At 71.1% G+C, this 16,003-nt stretch carries 17 protein-coding genes; 7 read left to right on the forward strand and 10 right to left on the reverse strand.

All coding sequences use genetic code 11. From position 1 onward, the window contains the following. Positions 1 to 44: 44 nt before the first annotated feature. The 10 genes from era to hemW all read right to left on the reverse strand — a co-directional run bounded on the left by era (position 45) and on the right by hemW (position 9,660). Positions 45 to 950 carry a GTPase Era gene (gene era, locus QFW96_RS24080; RefSeq protein ID WP_281457993.1) on the reverse strand — a complete coding sequence of 302 codons (906 nt, stop codon included), beginning with the start codon at positions 948 to 950 and terminating at the stop codon, positions 45 to 47. 135 nt (positions 951 to 1,085) lie between these two features. Further along, positions 1,086 to 1,451: a cytidine deaminase gene (locus QFW96_RS24085; protein WP_281457994.1), complete on the reverse strand. Its 366-nt coding sequence runs from the start codon at positions 1,449 to 1,451 to the stop codon at positions 1,086 to 1,088. Next, positions 1,444 to 2,766 carry a hemolysin family protein gene (locus QFW96_RS24090; protein WP_281457995.1) on the reverse strand — a complete coding sequence of 441 codons (1,323 nt, stop codon included), beginning with the start codon at positions 2,764 to 2,766 and terminating at the stop codon, positions 1,444 to 1,446. Before QFW96_RS24090 ends, QFW96_RS24085 begins: the two co-directional genes overlap by 8 nt. A 10-nt stretch (positions 2,767 to 2,776) precedes the next feature. Further along, entirely contained in the window at positions 2,777 to 3,337 is a 561-nt protein-coding gene (ybeY, locus tag QFW96_RS24095; protein WP_281457996.1) for an rRNA maturation RNase YbeY, read from the reverse strand. Beyond that, the gene (locus tag QFW96_RS24100) at positions 3,334 to 4,395 is read right to left on the reverse strand and encodes a PhoH family protein (RefSeq protein WP_281458024.1); all 1,062 of its coding nucleotides are present in this window, start codon (positions 4,393 to 4,395) and stop codon (positions 3,334 to 3,336) included. Before QFW96_RS24100 ends, ybeY begins: the two co-directional genes overlap by 4 nt. A gap of 118 nt (positions 4,396 to 4,513) precedes the next feature. Beyond that, positions 4,514 to 4,879, reverse strand: a complete 366-nt coding sequence (locus tag QFW96_RS24105; RefSeq protein ID WP_281457997.1) for a histidine triad nucleotide-binding protein — start codon at positions 4,877 to 4,879, stop codon at positions 4,514 to 4,516. Between the two features lie 415 nt (positions 4,880 to 5,294). Further along, a complete protein-coding gene (locus QFW96_RS24110) occupies positions 5,295 to 6,029 on the reverse strand; it encodes a 16S rRNA (uracil(1498)-N(3))-methyltransferase (RefSeq protein ID WP_281457998.1) in 735 nt (244 codons plus the stop codon). Between the two features lie 4 nt (positions 6,030 to 6,033). Beyond that, positions 6,034 to 7,209: a molecular chaperone DnaJ gene (gene dnaJ / locus QFW96_RS24115; protein WP_281457999.1), complete on the reverse strand. Its 1,176-nt coding sequence runs from the start codon at positions 7,207 to 7,209 to the stop codon at positions 6,034 to 6,036. Between the two features lie 62 nt (positions 7,210 to 7,271). Continuing rightward, positions 7,272 to 8,294 (reverse strand): heat-inducible transcriptional repressor HrcA, encoded by a 1,023-nt coding sequence (gene hrcA, locus QFW96_RS24120; protein WP_281458000.1) that lies wholly within the window; start codon positions 8,292 to 8,294, stop codon positions 7,272 to 7,274. A gap of 142 nt (positions 8,295 to 8,436) precedes the next feature. Further along, positions 8,437 to 9,660, reverse strand: coding sequence for a radical SAM family heme chaperone HemW (gene hemW, locus QFW96_RS24125; protein ID WP_281458001.1), 1,224 nt, complete (start codon positions 9,658 to 9,660; stop codon positions 8,437 to 8,439). 66 nt (positions 9,661 to 9,726) lie between these two features. Between hemW and QFW96_RS30180 the strand changes: the two genes are divergently transcribed. From QFW96_RS30180 to QFW96_RS24155, 7 genes are all read left to right on the forward strand, one after another. Next, positions 9,727 to 9,819 carry a putative leader peptide gene (locus QFW96_RS30180; RefSeq protein ID WP_343231403.1) on the forward strand — a complete coding sequence of 31 codons (93 nt, stop codon included), beginning with the start codon at positions 9,727 to 9,729 and terminating at the stop codon, positions 9,817 to 9,819. A 119-nt stretch (positions 9,820 to 9,938) separates the two neighbouring features. Then, positions 9,939 to 11,636, forward strand: a complete 1,698-nt coding sequence (locus QFW96_RS24130; RefSeq protein WP_281458002.1) for a nitrite/sulfite reductase — start codon at positions 9,939 to 9,941, stop codon at positions 11,634 to 11,636. After that, complete coding sequence (locus tag QFW96_RS24135) at positions 11,633 to 11,788, forward strand: Insertion element protein (RefSeq protein WP_281458003.1); 156 nt, start codon at positions 11,633 to 11,635, stop codon at positions 11,786 to 11,788. Before QFW96_RS24130 ends, QFW96_RS24135 begins: the two co-directional genes overlap by 4 nt. Next, complete coding sequence (locus QFW96_RS24140) at positions 11,788 to 12,519, forward strand: phosphoadenylyl-sulfate reductase (protein ID WP_281458004.1); 732 nt, start codon at positions 11,788 to 11,790, stop codon at positions 12,517 to 12,519. Before QFW96_RS24135 ends, QFW96_RS24140 begins: the two co-directional genes overlap by 1 nt. 67 nt (positions 12,520 to 12,586) lie before the next feature. Beyond that, positions 12,587 to 13,513 carry a sulfate adenylyltransferase subunit CysD gene (cysD, locus tag QFW96_RS24145; protein WP_281458005.1) on the forward strand — a complete coding sequence of 309 codons (927 nt, stop codon included), beginning with the start codon at positions 12,587 to 12,589 and terminating at the stop codon, positions 13,511 to 13,513. A 263-nt stretch (positions 13,514 to 13,776) separates the two neighbouring features. Then, positions 13,777 to 15,120 (forward strand): sulfate adenylyltransferase subunit 1, encoded by a 1,344-nt coding sequence (locus tag QFW96_RS24150; protein ID WP_281458006.1) that lies wholly within the window; start codon positions 13,777 to 13,779, stop codon positions 15,118 to 15,120. Continuing rightward, positions 15,117 to 15,872 (forward strand): sirohydrochlorin chelatase, encoded by a 756-nt coding sequence (locus QFW96_RS24155; protein ID WP_281458007.1) that lies wholly within the window; start codon positions 15,117 to 15,119, stop codon positions 15,870 to 15,872. The genes QFW96_RS24150 and QFW96_RS24155 overlap by 4 nt, the downstream gene beginning before the upstream one ends. Positions 15,873 to 16,003 lie beyond the last annotated feature (131 nt).

The following is a 16,003-nucleotide window of genomic DNA, read 5'->3' on the forward strand; positions in this document are numbered from 1 at the left end:
CACCGCGCGAAGGCGGTTCCGCGAAACCCGCGAGCAAAACGTGATCAGAACCCCAGCTTGCGCAGCTGCTTGGGATCCCGCTGCCAGTCCTTGGCGATCTTGACGTGCAGGTCCAGGTAGATCTTGCTGCCCAGCAGCGCCTGGATCTGCCTGCGCGCCTGCGAACCCACCGTGCGCAGGCGTTCCCCGCCCCGGCCGATCACGATGGCCTTCTGGCTGGAGCGCTCGACGTAGATCAGCGCGTGCACGTCGATGAGGTCGTCGCGGCCCTCGCGCGGGACCATCTCCTCGACGGTGACCGCCAGCGAGTGCGGCAGCTCGTCGCGCACGCCCTCCAGCGCCGCCTCGCGGATCAGCTCGGCGATCAGCGTCGACTCCGGCTCGTCGGTCAGCTCGCCGTCCGGGTAGAGCTGCGGGCCCTCGGGCAGCTGCGAGACCAGCACGTCGGAGAGCTCGTCGACCTGGAAGGAGTCCTTGGCCGAGACCGGGATGAGCTCGGCGAAGTCCATCACCTCCTGCAGCGCCAGCAGCTGCTCGGCGACCTGCTGCTTGGGCACCAGGTCGGTCTTGGTGACGACGCCGACCACCGGGGTGCGGCGGGCGACCTTCTTGAGCTGCTCGGCGATGAACCGGTCGCCGGGGCCGACCTTCTCGTCGGCGGGCACGCAGAAACCGACGACGTCCACCTCGGACCAGGTCTCGTAGACCAGGTCGTTCAGCCTGCGGCCGAGCAGCGTGCGCGGGCGGTGCAGACCGGGGGTGTCGACGATGATGAGCTGGGCGTCCGGGCGGTGCACGATGCCGCGGATCGCGTGACGGGTCGTCTGGGGCTTGCTGGAGGTGATCGCCACCTTCGTTCCGACCAGGCGATTCGTCAGCGTCGACTTGCCGGCGTTGGGCCGGCCCACGAAGCAGGCGAATCCGGAACGGTGGGCATCTTCGGAGGTCACCGCCCCATTGTGACGGCTCCCGGTCTCCCGCTGCTCACCACCCACCACCCCGTCCCGGAGCCGGGTTCCCGATTTCAATGGAAATCAGGTCCCCGACTTCCGTTGAAATCGGGAACCCGGCAGGAGCTGGTCGGGTCAGTCGGCGATGAGGCCCTGGGCTTCGCCCCGGGCGTTGGCGCGGATGACCGGGGTGTTCTTGGTGAGGTCGTGGGCTGCGGCGATCGAGGCGTGATCCAGGGCTTCCGCGTCGGTGACGACGGCGGCGGCCTCCAGGCCTTCGGCGCCGCTGGAGACCGCGGCGGCGACCGCGGCCTGCAGGGCGGTGATCTGCAGGGACGGCAGGGCGACCGTGGTGGCCGCGTATGTGCGGCCGTCGGTGTCGCGGACCGCGGCTCCCTCGGCGGCGCCGTTGCGGGCGCGGGAGGAGCGCGCGAGCGTGACGATCTTGGCGTCCTCCGGGTCGAGCTCCTGCGGTGCCGCCTTCTCGACGTGCTCAGCCACGGCTGTTGCTTCCCTCCTGCTCGGCACCGCGCAGCGGCGCTTGATCGTTGTTCACCGGGCGGACCAGCAGCGCGTTGATGCGGATCCGTCCCCGGTGGTCCTTGCCGCCCTCGGCGCGCAGCCGCAGCCCGGCGATCTCGGTCTCGGCGCCCGGCAGCGGGACCCGGCCCAGCCGCTGCGCCAGCAGGCCGCCCACGGTCTCCACGTCGGAGTCGTCGAGCTCGACGTCGAACAGCTCGCCCAGGTCCTCGACCGGCAGCCGCGAGCTGACCCGGACCATCCCGTCCTCCAGGCGCTCGACCGGGCGGTGCTCCTCGCGGTCGGACTCGTCGGTGATCTCCCCGACGATCTCCTCCACGATGTCCTCGATGGTCAGCAGCCCGGCCGTCCCGCCGTACTCGTCGACGGCGATGGCCAGGTGCGCCCGCGAGATCTGCATCTCGCGCAGCAGCTCGTCGAGGCGCTTGGTGTCCGGCACGAAGCTCGCCGGGCGCATCAGGTCCGCCACGGCGGGCCCGGCGGCGTCGGTGGTCTCCAGCACCAGCCGGGTGAGGTCCTTGAGCGTGACCAGGCCGACGATGTCGTCGACGCTGTCGCCGATCACCGGGATCCGGGAGAAGCCCGACCGCAGGCACAGCGCGAGCGCCTGCCGAGCGGACTTGGTCTGCTCGATCCAGATGATCTCGGTGCGCGGCACCATCACCTCGCGCGCGAGGGTGTCGCCGAGCTCGAAGACCGAGTGGATCATCTCCCGCTCGCCCGCGGCCACCACGCCGCGCTCCCCGGCCAGGTCGACCAGCTCGCGCAGCTCGACCTCGGTGGAGAACGGACCCTCGCGGAAGCCCTTGCCGGGCGTGATCATGTTGCCGATCAGGATCAGCAGCCGGGTCAGCGGGTTGAGCACCCGGGCCAGCACCCGCACCGGCGCGGCGATCTTCAGCCCGATGCCGTACGGGTGCTGCCTGCCGAGCGTGCGCGGACCGACGCCGACCAGCACGTACGAGGCCACCAGCATGATCAGCACGGCGATGACCAGCGCCCAGGTCTCGGACTCGGCCATGCGCAGCGCGACCACCGTGACCAGCACGGTCGCGCCCATCTCGCACGCGAGCCGGAGCAGGAGCAGCAGGTTGACGTGCCTCGGCCGGTCGCCGAGGAGCGCGATGAGCTGCTTGGCGCCGGTGCGGCCCTGCCGGGCCAGGTCTTCGGCGCGCGCCTGCGAGGCCACCGTGATGGCCGCCTCGGAGGCGGCGAACACCCCGGCCGCCAGCACCAGCAGCACCGCGAGCACCAGGAACGCGGTGGAACCGGCCAACGCCACTCCCCTAGTTCGCCGGGGCCGGGCCGGAGCCCGGCTCCTCGTCCAGTCCGACCGCGCCCAGGACCTTGTCGTCCATGCTGCGCTGCGTCTTCGCCCGCTCGTCCTCGTCCCGCGCCTCGCGGTACTGGGCCAGGATGCGGTTCTGCAGGCCGAACATCTCGCGCTCCTCCTCCGGCTCGGCGTGGTCGTAGCCGAGCAGGTGCAGGACGCCGTGCACCGTCAGCAGGTGCAGCTCGTCGAGCGTGCTGTGACCGGCCTTCTTCGCCTGGTCCCGGGCGAACGCCGGGCACAGCACGATGTCGCCGAGCAGCGCCGGACCCGATCCGGCGGAGTCGGGGCGGCGCGCCGAGTCGTACTCGTCCATCGGGAACGACATCACGTCGGTGGGACCGGGCAGGTCCATCCACCGCTCGTGCAGGTCGGCCATCACGTCGAGGTCCACCAGCACGATGGACAGCTCGGCGAGCTGGCTGACGCTCATCTTGTCGAGGGCGAAGCGGGCCACCGAGACGATCGTCTCCTCGGGCACCGCGACGCCGGATTCGTTGGCGATCTCGATGGTCATGCTCGTCCTCGTCGCTGGCCGTTGCGTCGTCCGTCGTGCTGGTCGTCGTCGTGGAGCGCGTGCCAGCGGTCGTACGCGTTGACGATGTCGGTGACCAAGCGGTGCCGCACCACGTCGTGGCTGTCGAGCTGGGAGAAGTGCACGTCCTCGACGTCCCCGAGGATCTCCTGCACCATCTTCAGGCCGCTGCGCTGGCCGCCCGGCAGGTCGATCTGCGTGACGTCACCGGTGACCACGATCTTCGACCCGAAGCCCAACCGGGTCAGGAACATCTTCATCTGCTCGGGCGTGGTGTTCTGCGCCTCGTCGAGGATGATGAAGGAATCGTTCAGGGTCCGGCCGCGCATGTAGGCCAGGGGCGCGATCTCGATCGTGCCGGCCTGGGTCAGGCGGGGCACCGACTCCGGGTCGACCATGTCGTGCAGCGCGTCGTAGAGCGGCCGCAGGTACGGGTCGATCTTCTCGTGGAGGGTGCCGGGCAGGAAGCCCAGGCGCTCCCCGGCCTCGACGGCCGGGCGGGTCAGGATGATCCGGTTGACCTGCTTGGCCTGCAGCGCCTGCACGGCCTTGGCCATCGCCAGGTAGGTCTTGCCGGTGCCCGCCGGGCCGATGCCGAACACCACGGTGTGGTGGTCGATGGCGTCGACGTAGCGCTTCTGGTTGAGCGTCTTGGGACGGATGGTGCGCCCGCGCCGCGACACGATGTCGAGGCTGAGCACGTCGGCCGGCGACTCCTGGTCGTCGGCGGCGAGCATCCCCACGCTGCGGCGGACGACGTCGGGCTTGAGCTGACCGCCCTTGCCGATGAGGCTGATGAGCTCGGCGAACACCCGCTCGGCGAACGCGACCTCCGCAGGATCCCCGGAGAGCGTCACCTCGTTGCCCCGGACATGGACGTCGGCGGCGAGCAGGTCCTCGATCACCCGCAGATTCTCGTCCCGACTCCCCACCAGCGTCAGCACGACGTCGTCGGGGACGTTCACCTTGGACTGAGCGGTTGCGGGTTGCGACTGCTCACCGGACTGGGCGGCGGCGCCACCCGCTGCGAAACCGGCCACGTAGTTCGGGCCCACCTTCTGCGCGTAGCGCGCGGGTCGTTCGGTCAGTTCTCCCTGGCACCGATGGTAGTCCAAGGGAGCAACCGAGTTGCCGACCTGCTCCCCCGGAACGTCCCGGTCAGCCCTTGAGCGGACCGCCGGTCATGCCGCCGAGCCATTCCCCGCCGAGCAGGTGCAGGTGGACGTGGAAGACGGTCTGGCCCGCGTCGGCGTTGGTGTTGAACAACAACCGATAACCGGACTCGTCGATTCCCTCGGCCTCGGCGATCTCGTGGGCGGTGCTGATCAGCTCGCTCAGCAGCGCCGGGTCGGCGGCCGCGAGCTCGGCGGCGTTGCGGTACCGCTTCTTGGGGATGACCAGCACGTGCGTCGGCGCCTGCGGGTTGATGTCGCGGATCGCGATGACCCGCTCGTTCTCCCGCACGACGTCGGCCGGGATCTCCCGCGCGATGATGCGCAGGAACAGCTCCGTCTCCTCGCTCATGCCCGCAGGTTATCCGAAGTGGATGTTCGAGTCCCCGGGGGAAGTTTTCATGAGAACTTCCCCCACCCAACGCAACGTCGACGTCCAGGCGACCTCGGCGGGGGTCTGCGCAGTTTTCATGAAAACTTCCCCCCACCTACGAGAGACGACCTCTCCGGTGCGACTCGAAACCCCTGGTCACTTCCGTTGTGGTGGGTGGGTGGGGAAGTTTTCATGAAAACTTCGCAGGCCCTGGGAACGAGGGGTTGAGGGTGCTGCGCCGCAACCGGGGCTGGGGGGAGGGGCTCCACTTGCGGCGCAGCGCTCGCCGGACCAAGGGGGGAGGAGTCCGGCGAGTGTCGCCACCGAGCGTAACCCCGCATCAACCGATCGCGCTACGCAACACACCGGGTTTTTGATCTTGATGTGCCGAGCGTCAGGCCCAGCGGGTCGTCAGCGCTCCCAGCGCGCCGAGCGCGACCGCACCGGCCGTGGACGCGCGGAGCACCGTGTGCCCCAGGCGGGTGACCTGGGCTCCCGCCTCGCTCAGCGCGGCGAGCTCGTCGTCGGTGATGCCGCCCTCCGGGCCCACCACCAGCAGCAGCTCGCCGGATTCCGGCAGCTCGACGTCGGTGAGCTGGCGGGTCGCCGACTCGTGCAGGACCAGCACCGCGTCGGCCTCGGCGACGAGCCGGGCCAGCTGCTTGGTGCCGACCGGCTCGGCGACCTCCGGGGTCCAGGCGCGCCGGGCCTGCTTGGCGGCCGCGGCGGCGGTGCTGCGCCAGCGGGCCAGGGCCTTCGCGCCGCGCGGGCCGTCGTCCCACTTGGCCACGCAGCGCGCCGCGCGCCACGGCACGACCCCGTCGACGCCCGCCTCGGTGGCCAGCTCGACCGCGAGCTCCCCGCGATCCCCCTTTACCAGCGCCTGAACCACGCGCACCCGCAGGTCGGGCAGCGGCTCGTGCCACGTCTGCGACACCGTCAGGCCCAGCGAGTCGCGCTCGGCGGACTCCACGACGCAGCGCGCCATGCCGCCCTGCGCGTCGGAGAGCAGCAGCTCCTCGCCGACGCGCAGGCGGCGCACGGTGGCCGCGTGCTTGCCCTCCGGGCCGTCCAGGGTGGCCGGGCCGACGGCGGGCAGCCGTTCCACGGCGAAGACCGGCAGCGACACGGGATCAGCGGTGCCCGAAGGAGCGGAACCGGGAGAACAGGCCCTGCCTGCCGTTGCCGTTGGCGGTCACGGTCGGCTCGGGCTGCTCCTCGCCGCGCAGCTTGGCCAGGTCGCGCAGCATCTCCGCCTGGGTGTCGTCGAGGTTGGTCGGCACCACGACGTCGAGGTGGATGTGCAGGTCGCCGTGCCCGCTGACCTTGCCGTTGGAGCGCAGCTTGGGCAGGCCGCGACCGGTGATCACGTGCTCGGTGCCGGGCTGCGTGCCGGGCTCGACGGTGACCTCCTCGTGGGAGCCGTCCAGCGTCTCCAGCAGCAGCACGGTGCCCAGCGCGGCCGCGGTCATCGGCAGTTCGACGTTGCAGTGCAGGTCGGCGCCGTCGCGGGTGAACCGCTCGTGCGGCTGCTCCTCGACCTCGACGAACAGGTCGCCGGCCGGTCCGCCGCCGGGACCGACCTCGCCCTCACCGGCGAGCCGGACGCGCATGCCGTCGCCGACACCGGCCGGGATCTTGACGGTGATGGTGCGCCGCGCGCGGACCCGGCCGTCGCCGGAGCACTGCTGGCACGGGTCGGTGATGACCTCGCCGAAGCCGCGGCAGACCGGGCAGGGGCGGGAGGTCATGACCTGGCCCAGGAAGGACCGCTGCACCGACTGCACCTCGCCGCGACCACCGCAGGTGTCGCAGGTCGAGGGCGCGCTGCCGGCCTTCGAGCCGCCGCCGTCGCAGACGTCGCAGAGCACCGCCGTGTCCACGGTGATGTCGCGGTTCACGCCGCTGGCGCACTCCTCCAGCGTGAGCTCCAGGCGCAGCAGCGCGTCGGAACCGGGCTGGACGCGGCTGCGCGGGCCGCGGCCTCCGCCGCCTCCGCCCCCGCCGCCGAAGAAGGCGTCCATGATGTCGCCGAGGCCGCCGAAGCCGGCGAACGGATCGCCGCCCATGCCTCCCCCGGCGCCTCCGCCGTTGCCCATCGGGTCCCCGCCGAGGTCGACGACCTGGCGCTTCTTCGGGTCGGAGAGCACCTCGTAGGCGGTGGTCACCTCCGCGAAGCGCTCCTGCGCCGCATCGTCCGGGTTGACGTCGGGGTGCAGCTCCCGGGCGAGCTTGCGGTACGCCCGCTTGATCTGCTCGGGTGTCGCGTCCTGGGGAACCCCGAGGGTCGCGTAGTAGTCCCTGGCCACCTTCTCCGTACTTCCTCTGCTGGATTCAAGTCGAGTGAACGCCGTTCAAGGCCGGTGCCACCTCACCGGCCGTCCAGGATGTCACCCACGTACGCGGCCACGGCGCGGACCGCCGCCATCGTTCCGGGGTAGTCCATGCGGGTCGGGCCCACGACGCCCAGGCCGCCCAAGACCATGCCGTCCGAACCGTATCCGGTGGAGATCACCGAAGTCGTCTGCATCTCCAGGGCCTCGTTCTCGGCCCCGATGCTGACGCGCACGGTACTCGAGTCGCGGGCGGCGGCGAGCAGCTTGAGCACCACCACCTGCTCCTCCAGTGCTTCGAGGACCTGGCGCAACGAGTTCGGGAAGTCGGCGACGTTGCGGGTGAGGTTGGGCGTGCCGCCCAGCACCATCCGCTCCTCCGGGTGCTCCACGAGCGACTCGATGAGCACGCTGCACACCCGGATCAGCGCGTCGCGCAGTTCGGGCGGGGCCTGGTCGGGCAGTTCGGCCACCGCGGCCGACGCGTCGGCGAGCCGCTTCTCGGCCATCGCCGAGTTGAGCACGGTGCGCAGCCGGGCCACGTCGTCGTCGGTGATCACGTCGCCGAGGTCGACCATGCGCTGGTCGACGCGGCCGGTGTTGGTGATGAGCACCAGCATCAGCCGCGCCGGGGTGATGGTGACCACCTCGACGTGCCGGACGGTGGACCGGGTCAGGGTGGGGTACTGCACGACCGCGACCTGCTGGGTGAGCTGCGCGAGCAGCCGCACGCTGCGGCGCATCACGTCGTCGAGGTCCAGCGCGCCGTCCAGGAAGTTGCGGATGGCCCGGCGTTCGGGACCGGTCAGCGGCTTGACCTCGTGCAACCGGTCGACGAACAACCGGTAGCCCTTGTCGGTGGGGATGCGCCCGGCGCTGGTGTGCGGCTGGACGATGAAGCCCTCCTCCTCCAGCGCGGCCATGTCGTTGCGGACCGTGGCGCTGGACACACCGAGGTTGTGGCGGTCGACCAACGCCTTGGACCCGACCGGCTCCTTGGACGACACGAAGTCGGCCACGATCGCCCGCAGGACCTCGAAACGGCGTTCATCGGCGTTCAACCCGCGCCACCTCCTCAACAGCCTGCCCAGCGGATTTCGCGAGCGGACGGGCCCACGCGAATCCGCGCACCCGGAGCTTGGCGCCCCGGGCACCCCCTTCGAGTTTACGGTGTTCGTCCTCCAGATCCGAGAGCCGCAGCTCTCAGCCCAGGAGGTCGGCGACGACGGCGTCGGCGAGGAGGCGGCCCCGGTCGGTGAGGACGCAGCGGCCCGCGTCGAGGGCGGCGGGGTGCAGCAGGCCGTCGGTGGCGGCCCGCTCGGCGGCGCGGCGGCCGTCGTCGTCGAGCGCGTCGACGGACAGGCCGCTGCGGACGCGGAGTTCGAGCATGACGCGCTCGATGCGCTGGTCCTCGGCGGTGAGCAGCTCGCGGGCCTGGGCCGGGGAGTTCCCCTCGGCGAGGGCCGCCGAGTAGCGGGCGGGGTGCTTGACGTTCCACCAGCGGACTCCGCCGACGTGGCTGTGCGCGCCGGGACCGGCGCCCCACCAGTCGCCGCCCTGCCAGTAGCCGAGGTTGTGGCGGCACTCGGCGTCGGCGTCGGTCGCCCAGTTGGAGACCTCGTACCAGTGCAGCCCGGCCGCGGCGAGCTTCGCGTCGATGAGCTCGTAGCGGTCGGCGAGGACGTCCTCGTCGGGCATCGGCAGTTCGCCGCGGCGGACCTTGCGGGCCATCGCGGTGCCGTCCTCGACGATCAGCGAGTACGCGGAGACGTGATCCACGCCCGCCTCCAGGACGGCGTCCAGGGATGCTGCGAGGTCCTGCTCGCGTTCCCCCGGTGTGCCGTAGATGAGGTCGAGGTTGACGTGCTCGAACCCGGCGGCGCGGGCCTCGCGGGCGGCGGCCACGGCGCGCCCGGGCGTGTGGGTGCGTTCGAGGACCTTCAGGACGTGCTCGGCGGCCGATTGCATGCCGAGGGACACGCGGGTGAAACCGGAGTTTCGAATCCGTTCGAAGAACTCCGGGGAGGTGGACTCCGGGTTGGACTCGGTGGTGACCTCGGCGCCCGCTGCCAGGCCGAATGTGTCGCGAATCGCATCGACCACCGCCCCCAGCCGCTCGGCCCCGAGCAGGGACGGCGTTCCGCCGCCGACGAAGACCGTGTCGGCGGCCGGTGCGGGACCCGCCGAGAGGACCTTCGCGCCCAGTTCCAGCTCGGCCCGCAGACCGTCCAGCCAGCTGCCGAAGCTCGCCGAAGAGCCCAGCTCATCGGCGGTGTAGGTGTTGAAGTCGCAGTACCCGCAGCGGGTGGCGCAGAAGGGCACGTGGACGTAGACGCCGAAGGGGCGCGAACCCAGCCCGGTCAAGGCCGTTCCGGGCAGGCTCCCGTCGGCCGGAGCGGGCTCTCCGGTAGGGGGTTGAGCAGGCACACCTCCACTGTCTCACCATGCGGATCGGGTTGGATCCGCCGGTTCTCGCGTGGCAGGCTGCGCGACGTGGGTGCGACTGTGCTGAAGCTTCTCCTGGTCGCCCGCCGGTACGTTGACCTGCGGCGGGTGGCCAGCGCGCTGTGCCTCGGCACGTCCTGATCCCCCGCCGTCTTTTTGTCTTGTTCAGTCGGCGCCGGGCCTCCGAGGAGTGAGAGCCGTCACGCCGACGGTGCTGCCACGCGGGGGTTTCGCGCCTGAAAGTCCCGGAGGTCGCGGACATGGCTCCCCCGACGGAATCGCCTGCACGTCCAGCCCGCAAGCGCAAGGGTCGCGGCGAGGGCCAGTGGGCGCTCGGCTACCGCGAACCGCTCAACGCCAACGAGCGCTCCAAGAAGGACGACAACCCGCTCAACGTGCGCCAGCGGATCGAGAACATCTACGCCCGCGGCGGATTCGACTCGATCGATCCCGGTGACCTGCGCGGTCGCTTCCGCTGGTGGGGTCTGTACACGCAGCGCGCGCCGGGCATCCCGGGCGCTCGCACCGGCACGATCGAGCCCGAGGAGCTCGACGACCGCTACTTCATGATGCGGGTGCGCATCGACGGCGGTGCGCTGACCACCGAGCAGCTGCGCGTGATCGGCGAGGTCTCGCAGACCTACGCGCGCGACACCGCCGACATCACCGACCGGCAGAACATCCAGCTGCACTGGGTGCGGGTCGAGGACGTGCCGACGATCTGGGAGAAGCTGGAGAGCGTCGGCCTGTCGACCACCGAGGCGTGCGGCGACTGCCCGCGCGTCGTGCTGGGTTCGCCGGTGGCGGGCATCGCCGCCGACGAGATCATCGACGGCACCTCGGCGATCGCCGAGATCACCGAGCGCTTCATCGGCGACAAGTCGCTGTCGAACCTGCCGCGCAAGTTCAAGAGCGCCATCTCGGGTTCGCCGCGCTGGGACACCGTTCCGGAGATCAACGACATCTCGTTGGTCGGCGTGGTGCACCCCGAGCACGGACCGGGCTACGACCTGTGGGTCGGCGGCGGGCTGTCGACCAACCCGAAGCTGGCGGTGCGGCTGGGCGCCTGGGTTCCGCAGGAGGACGTCGCCGAGGTCTGGCACGGGGTCGTGCAGATCTTCCGCGACTACGGCTACCGCCGGCTGCGGCACCGCGCGCGCATCAAGTTCCTCATCGCCGACTGGGGTGCCGAGAAGTTCCGCCAGGTGCTGGAGGACGAGTACCTCGGCCGCAAGCTCGTCGACGGCCCGGCGCCGGAGGCCCCCTCGGGTCACCGCGACCACCTGGGCGTGCACGAGCAGGTCGACGGCAACTACTACGTGGGCGTGAAGTCCGCGGCGGGTCGGGTCAGCGGTTCGACGCTGATGGAGGTCGCCAAGGCCGCCGAGCGGGTCGGCTCGAAGCGGGTGCGCACCACCGTCGAGCAGAACCTGCTGGTGCTCGACGTCGCGAAGTCCGATGTGGACGGTCTCATCGCGGACCTGGCGGAGCTGGGCCTGCACGCCGACCCGTCGCCGTGGCGGCGCGGCGTGATGGCCTGCACCGGCATCGAGTTCTGCAAGCTCGCGATCGTCGAGACCAAGCAGCGCGCGATCGACCTGGTCGCCGAGCTGGAGAAGCGGCTCGACGACGTCCAGGCCGGGGTCACCGACCCGGTGTCGATCAACCTCAACGGCTGCCCGAACGCCTGCGCCCGCACCCAGGTCGCCGACATCGGCCTGAAGGGCCAGATGGTCCCGGACGGTGACGGCAACCAGGTCGAGGGATTCCAGGTGCACCTGGGCGGCGGGCTGACCGTCGACGCCGGGTTCGGGCGCAAGATCCGCGGCCACAAGGTCACCTCCGCCGAGGTCGGCCCCTACGTGGAGCGGCTCGTCCGCAACTACCTGGACCAGCGCGAGGACGGCGAGCGGTTCGCGCAGTGGGTGGCCCGGGCCGAGGAAGACGACCTCAAGTGAGCGAGCGGGCGGTGCCGCAGTACTGCCCGTACTGCGGTGACGAGGACCTCACCCCGGAGGAAGAACCCTCCGGGGCCTGGAAGTGCCAGGCTTGCCGACGGGTGTTCACCGTCCGGATGGTCGGGCTGGCGCTGGGAGGGAACGGAGACTGATGACCGCCGAAACCACCACCACGAAGATCGGGTCGCGGCGCAGCGACGAGGAGCTCAAGGCCCTGGTCGAGAAGGCCGCGCCGGAACTGGCCGAGGCCACGGCCGAGGAGTCCCTGCGCTGGGCCGCCGAGAACTTCGGCGACGGCCGGTTGATCGTGGCCTCCAACATGCAGGACGCGGTGCTGGTCGACCTGGCCGCCAAGGCCATGCCCGGCGTGGAGATCCTGTTCCTGGAGACCGGCTACCACTTCGCCGAGACCATCGGCACGCGCGACGCGGTCGAGCAGGTCTACGACGTGAAGATGGTCAACGCGCTGCCGGAGCAGACCGTGGCCGAGCAGGACGCGACCGAGGGTCCGCGCCTGCACGAGCGCGACGCGCAGCGCTGCTGCTTCCTGCGCAAGGTCGTGCCGCTGCGCAACACGCTGTCCCGCTACGAGGCCTGGGTGACGGGCGTGCGCCGGGTGGAGGCCCCGACGCGTGCCAACACCCCGGTGCTGACCTGGGACGACCGCAACGGGCTGGTGAAGGTCAACCCGCTGGCGGCGTGGTCCGACGAGGAGATGCAGCGCTACATCGACGACAACGGCGTGCTGGTCAACCCGCTGGTTCCGGCGGGGTACCCGTCCATCGGGTGCCAGCCCTGCACCGCCAAGCCGCTGCCCGGAGCGGACCCGCGCAGCGGGCGCTGGGCGGGCAGCTCCAAGACCGAATGCGGTTTGCACGGCTGAGCTCTCAGCCGCACGAGAACGACTTTCTGACCCGGGTTCGGGTGTCCGGGGAGACGACGGAGGGGAAATGACCACAGCAGACACCGAGGTGTCCGCGCCGCCGCAGGTGGACAACCTGGCCGCGCTGGAGTCCGAGGCGATCCACATCTTCCGCGAGGTGGCCGGGGAGTTCGACCGCCCGGTCATCCTGTTCTCCGGCGGCAAGGACTCCACGGTGCTGGTGCACCTGGCGATCAAGGCGTTCTGGCCCGCCCCGGTGCCGTTCTCGCTGCTGCACGTCGACACCGGCCACAACTTCCCGGAGGTGCTGGACTTCCGCGACGACATCGTCGAGAAGCACCAGCTGCGCCTGGTGGTGGCCAAGGTGCAGGACTACCTGGACGACGGGCGGCTGGCCGAGCGCGCCGACGGCACCCGCAACCCGCTGCAGACCCAGCCGCTGCTGGACTCCATCAGCGACAACAAGTTCGACGCCGTCTTCGGCGGCGGTCGCCGGGACGAGGAGCGCGCCCGCGCCAAGGAGCGCATCTTCAGCCTGCGCAACGCCTTCGGGCAGTGGGACCCGCGCCGGCAGCGCCCGGAGCTGTGGAACCTCTACAACGGACGGCACCGCCCGGGTGAGCACGTGCGCGTGTTCCCTCTGTCGAACTGGACCGAGCTGGACATCTGGCGCTACATCCAGCGGGAGAAGATCGAGCTGCCGGAGATCTACTTCGCGCACCGCCGCGAGGTCTACCAGCGCGACGGCATGTGGCTGACCTCCGGCCCCTGGGGCGGTCCGCGCGAGGGCGAGAACCCGGAGTCCAAGACGGTGCGCTACCGCACGGTCGGCGACGGTTCCTGCACCGGCGCGGTCGAGTCCGAGGCCTACACGGTCGACGACGTCATCGCCGAGGTCGCCGCCAGCCGCCTCACCGAGCGCGGCGCCACCCGAGCCGACGACCGTATCAGCGAAGCGGCCATGGAAGACCGCAAGCGCGAAGGCTACTTCTGACAAATTGGGTCGCACTTGACTTGCTTAGCGGTGCCAGTAGGGGAACCTGAGCGGCTCCGTGGCTCCGGGCGCCACTCCTTATGTATGCCAATACACGGCGTCGCGGCGTCCTCACCACGAAGCCGCTCAGAACCCCCGGCGGTGCGATTTGCTCAGGTGGTGGAAGAGAAAGCGGCTCACGCCGCTTGGCTGACGCCCGACCCTCGCGACCCGCTGAAACTTTCCCGACGACCAAGCCTTTACCACCAGGAGTGGGTTTCCAGATGACCGAGACCACGACCCGCACCGCTCCGGACAGCGGCACCGAGGTGACGCTGCCGGTGCACACCGACCTGCTGCGCCTGGCCACCGCGGGCTCCGTCGACGACGGCAAGTCCACGCTGGTGGGTCGGCTGCTGCACGACACCAAGTCGGTGCTGGCCGACCAGCTGGACGCGGTGCACCGCGCCAGCGCGGACCGCGGCCTGGCCACGCCGGACCTGTCGCTGCTGGTCGACGGCCTGCGCGCGGAGCGCGAGCAGGGCATCACCATCGACGTGGCCTACCGCTACTTCGCCACGCCGAAGCGCACCTTCGTGCTGGCCGACACCCCCGGCCACGTGCAGTACACCCGCAACACCGTGACCGGCGCCTCCACCGCGCAGCTGGCGGTGCTGCTGGTCGACGCCCGCAACGGCGTCGTCGAGCAGACCCGGCGGCACGCGGCGGTGCTGGCGCTGCTGGGCGTGCCGCAGCTGGTGCTCGCGGTCAACAAGATCGACATGGTGGACTTCGACGAGGCGACCTTCACCCGCATCGCCGCGGAGTTCGCCGCGCACGCCGAGGCGCTGGGCTACGCCGACGACGCCGTGGTGACCATCCCGGTGTCGGCGCTGCTGGGCGACAACGTGATGGAGCGCTCGGAGAACACGCCGTGGTACTCCGGCCCGTCGCTGCTGGAGCACCTGGAGAGCGTGCCGGTCGCGCCGGACCCGCACGACGCGCCGTTCCGGATGCCGGTGCAGTACGTGATCCGCCCGCGCACCGCCGAGCACCCCGACTACCGCGGCTACGCCGGTCAGGTCGCCGCCGGTGTGGTGCGGGCCGGTGACGACGTCGTCGTGCTGCCCGCCGGGGTGCGCACCAAGGTGTCCAAGGTGGACACCGCCGACGGCGAGCGCGCGGAAGCCGCGGCCGGTCACTCGGTGACGCTGCTGCTGGACGACGACGTCGACATCTCGCGCGGTGACCTCATCGCCGCGGCCGACACCGCGCCGGCTCTGACCGACGAGCTCGACGCCACGGTCTGCTGGCTGGCCGAGAAGGCCCTGAACCCGGGCCAGAAGGTGCTGGTCAAGCACGGTGCGCGCACGGTGCAGGCGATGGTGACCGAGCTGTCGGCGCGCTTCGACGAGCAGCAGCTGACCAGCGTGGCCGCGCCGGATTCGCTGCAGCTCAACGAGATCGGCCGGGTGCAGCTGCGCACCGCGGAGCAGCTGCCGGTCGACGACTACTCCGCCAGCCGCCGCAACGGGTCGTTCCTGGTGATCGACCCCGCCGACGGCACCACGCTGGCCGCCGGTCTGATCGGCGTTCCGCTGGCTCCGTTCGCCGAAGCGTCGCGATGACCTCCGCGCCGCTGGTCGCCGTCGCGCACGGCAGCCGGGACCCTCGCTCCGCCGAGACGGTCCACCGGCTGCTGGGCGTGGTGCGCGCGCTGCGGCCGGAGCTGGACGTGCGCGCGGCGTTCCTGGACCTCTCCCAGCCGCTGCTGGGCGACGTCCTCGACGCCGTGCGCGCCGACGGGCACCGGGAGGCCGTGGTCGTGCCGCTGCTGCTCGGCCACGCCTTCCACGCGCGCGTCGACGTGCCCGCGGCCGTGGCCGAGGCGCAGCAGCGCCACCCGGACCTGCGGGTGCGCATCGGTGACGTGCTCGGCCCGGACCCGCGCCTGGACGCCGCCGCGTGGCGGCGCCTGCTGGCCACCGGCGCCGATCCGGACGACCCGGAGCTGGGCGTGCTGCTGGCGGGGGCCGGTTCCTCGCACGCCCCGGCCAACCGGCTGGTGGCCGACGTGGCCGCCCGCTGGCAGTCCCGCACCGCGTGGGCGGGCACGGTGGCGACGTTCGCGGCCGCCGCAGCACCGGACGTTCCGGCGGCGATCGAGCTGCTGCGCGCCCGGGGTGCGCGCCGGTTCGCCGTCGGTTCCTGGTTCCTGGCGCCGGGTCTGCTGCCGGACCGCATCGTCGAGCTCGCCTCGGCGCACGCCGGCGCGCCGCTGCTCGCCGCGCCGATGGCCGACGACGCGGGTGTCGCCGATCTGGTGCTGCACCGCTACGACCTGGCCTCGGTCGAGGCTCCCGTACCCGCTCTGACCTGAGCGGGAGCGCGATTCGTCTCGCGCGCAACGCATTGGCGAGAATTCGCCAAGTGGGTTCGCGCTCACAACGCGATCGGCATGATGTGATCTGTGCCGTTGATGCCAGGGTTGCGCGCGCAGGGGGTCAGTGC

It is taken from the genome of Saccharopolyspora ipomoeae (assembly GCF_029952525.1).
GTDB classification, from domain to species: Bacteria; Actinomycetota; Actinomycetes; order Mycobacteriales; family Pseudonocardiaceae; genus Saccharopolyspora; species Saccharopolyspora ipomoeae.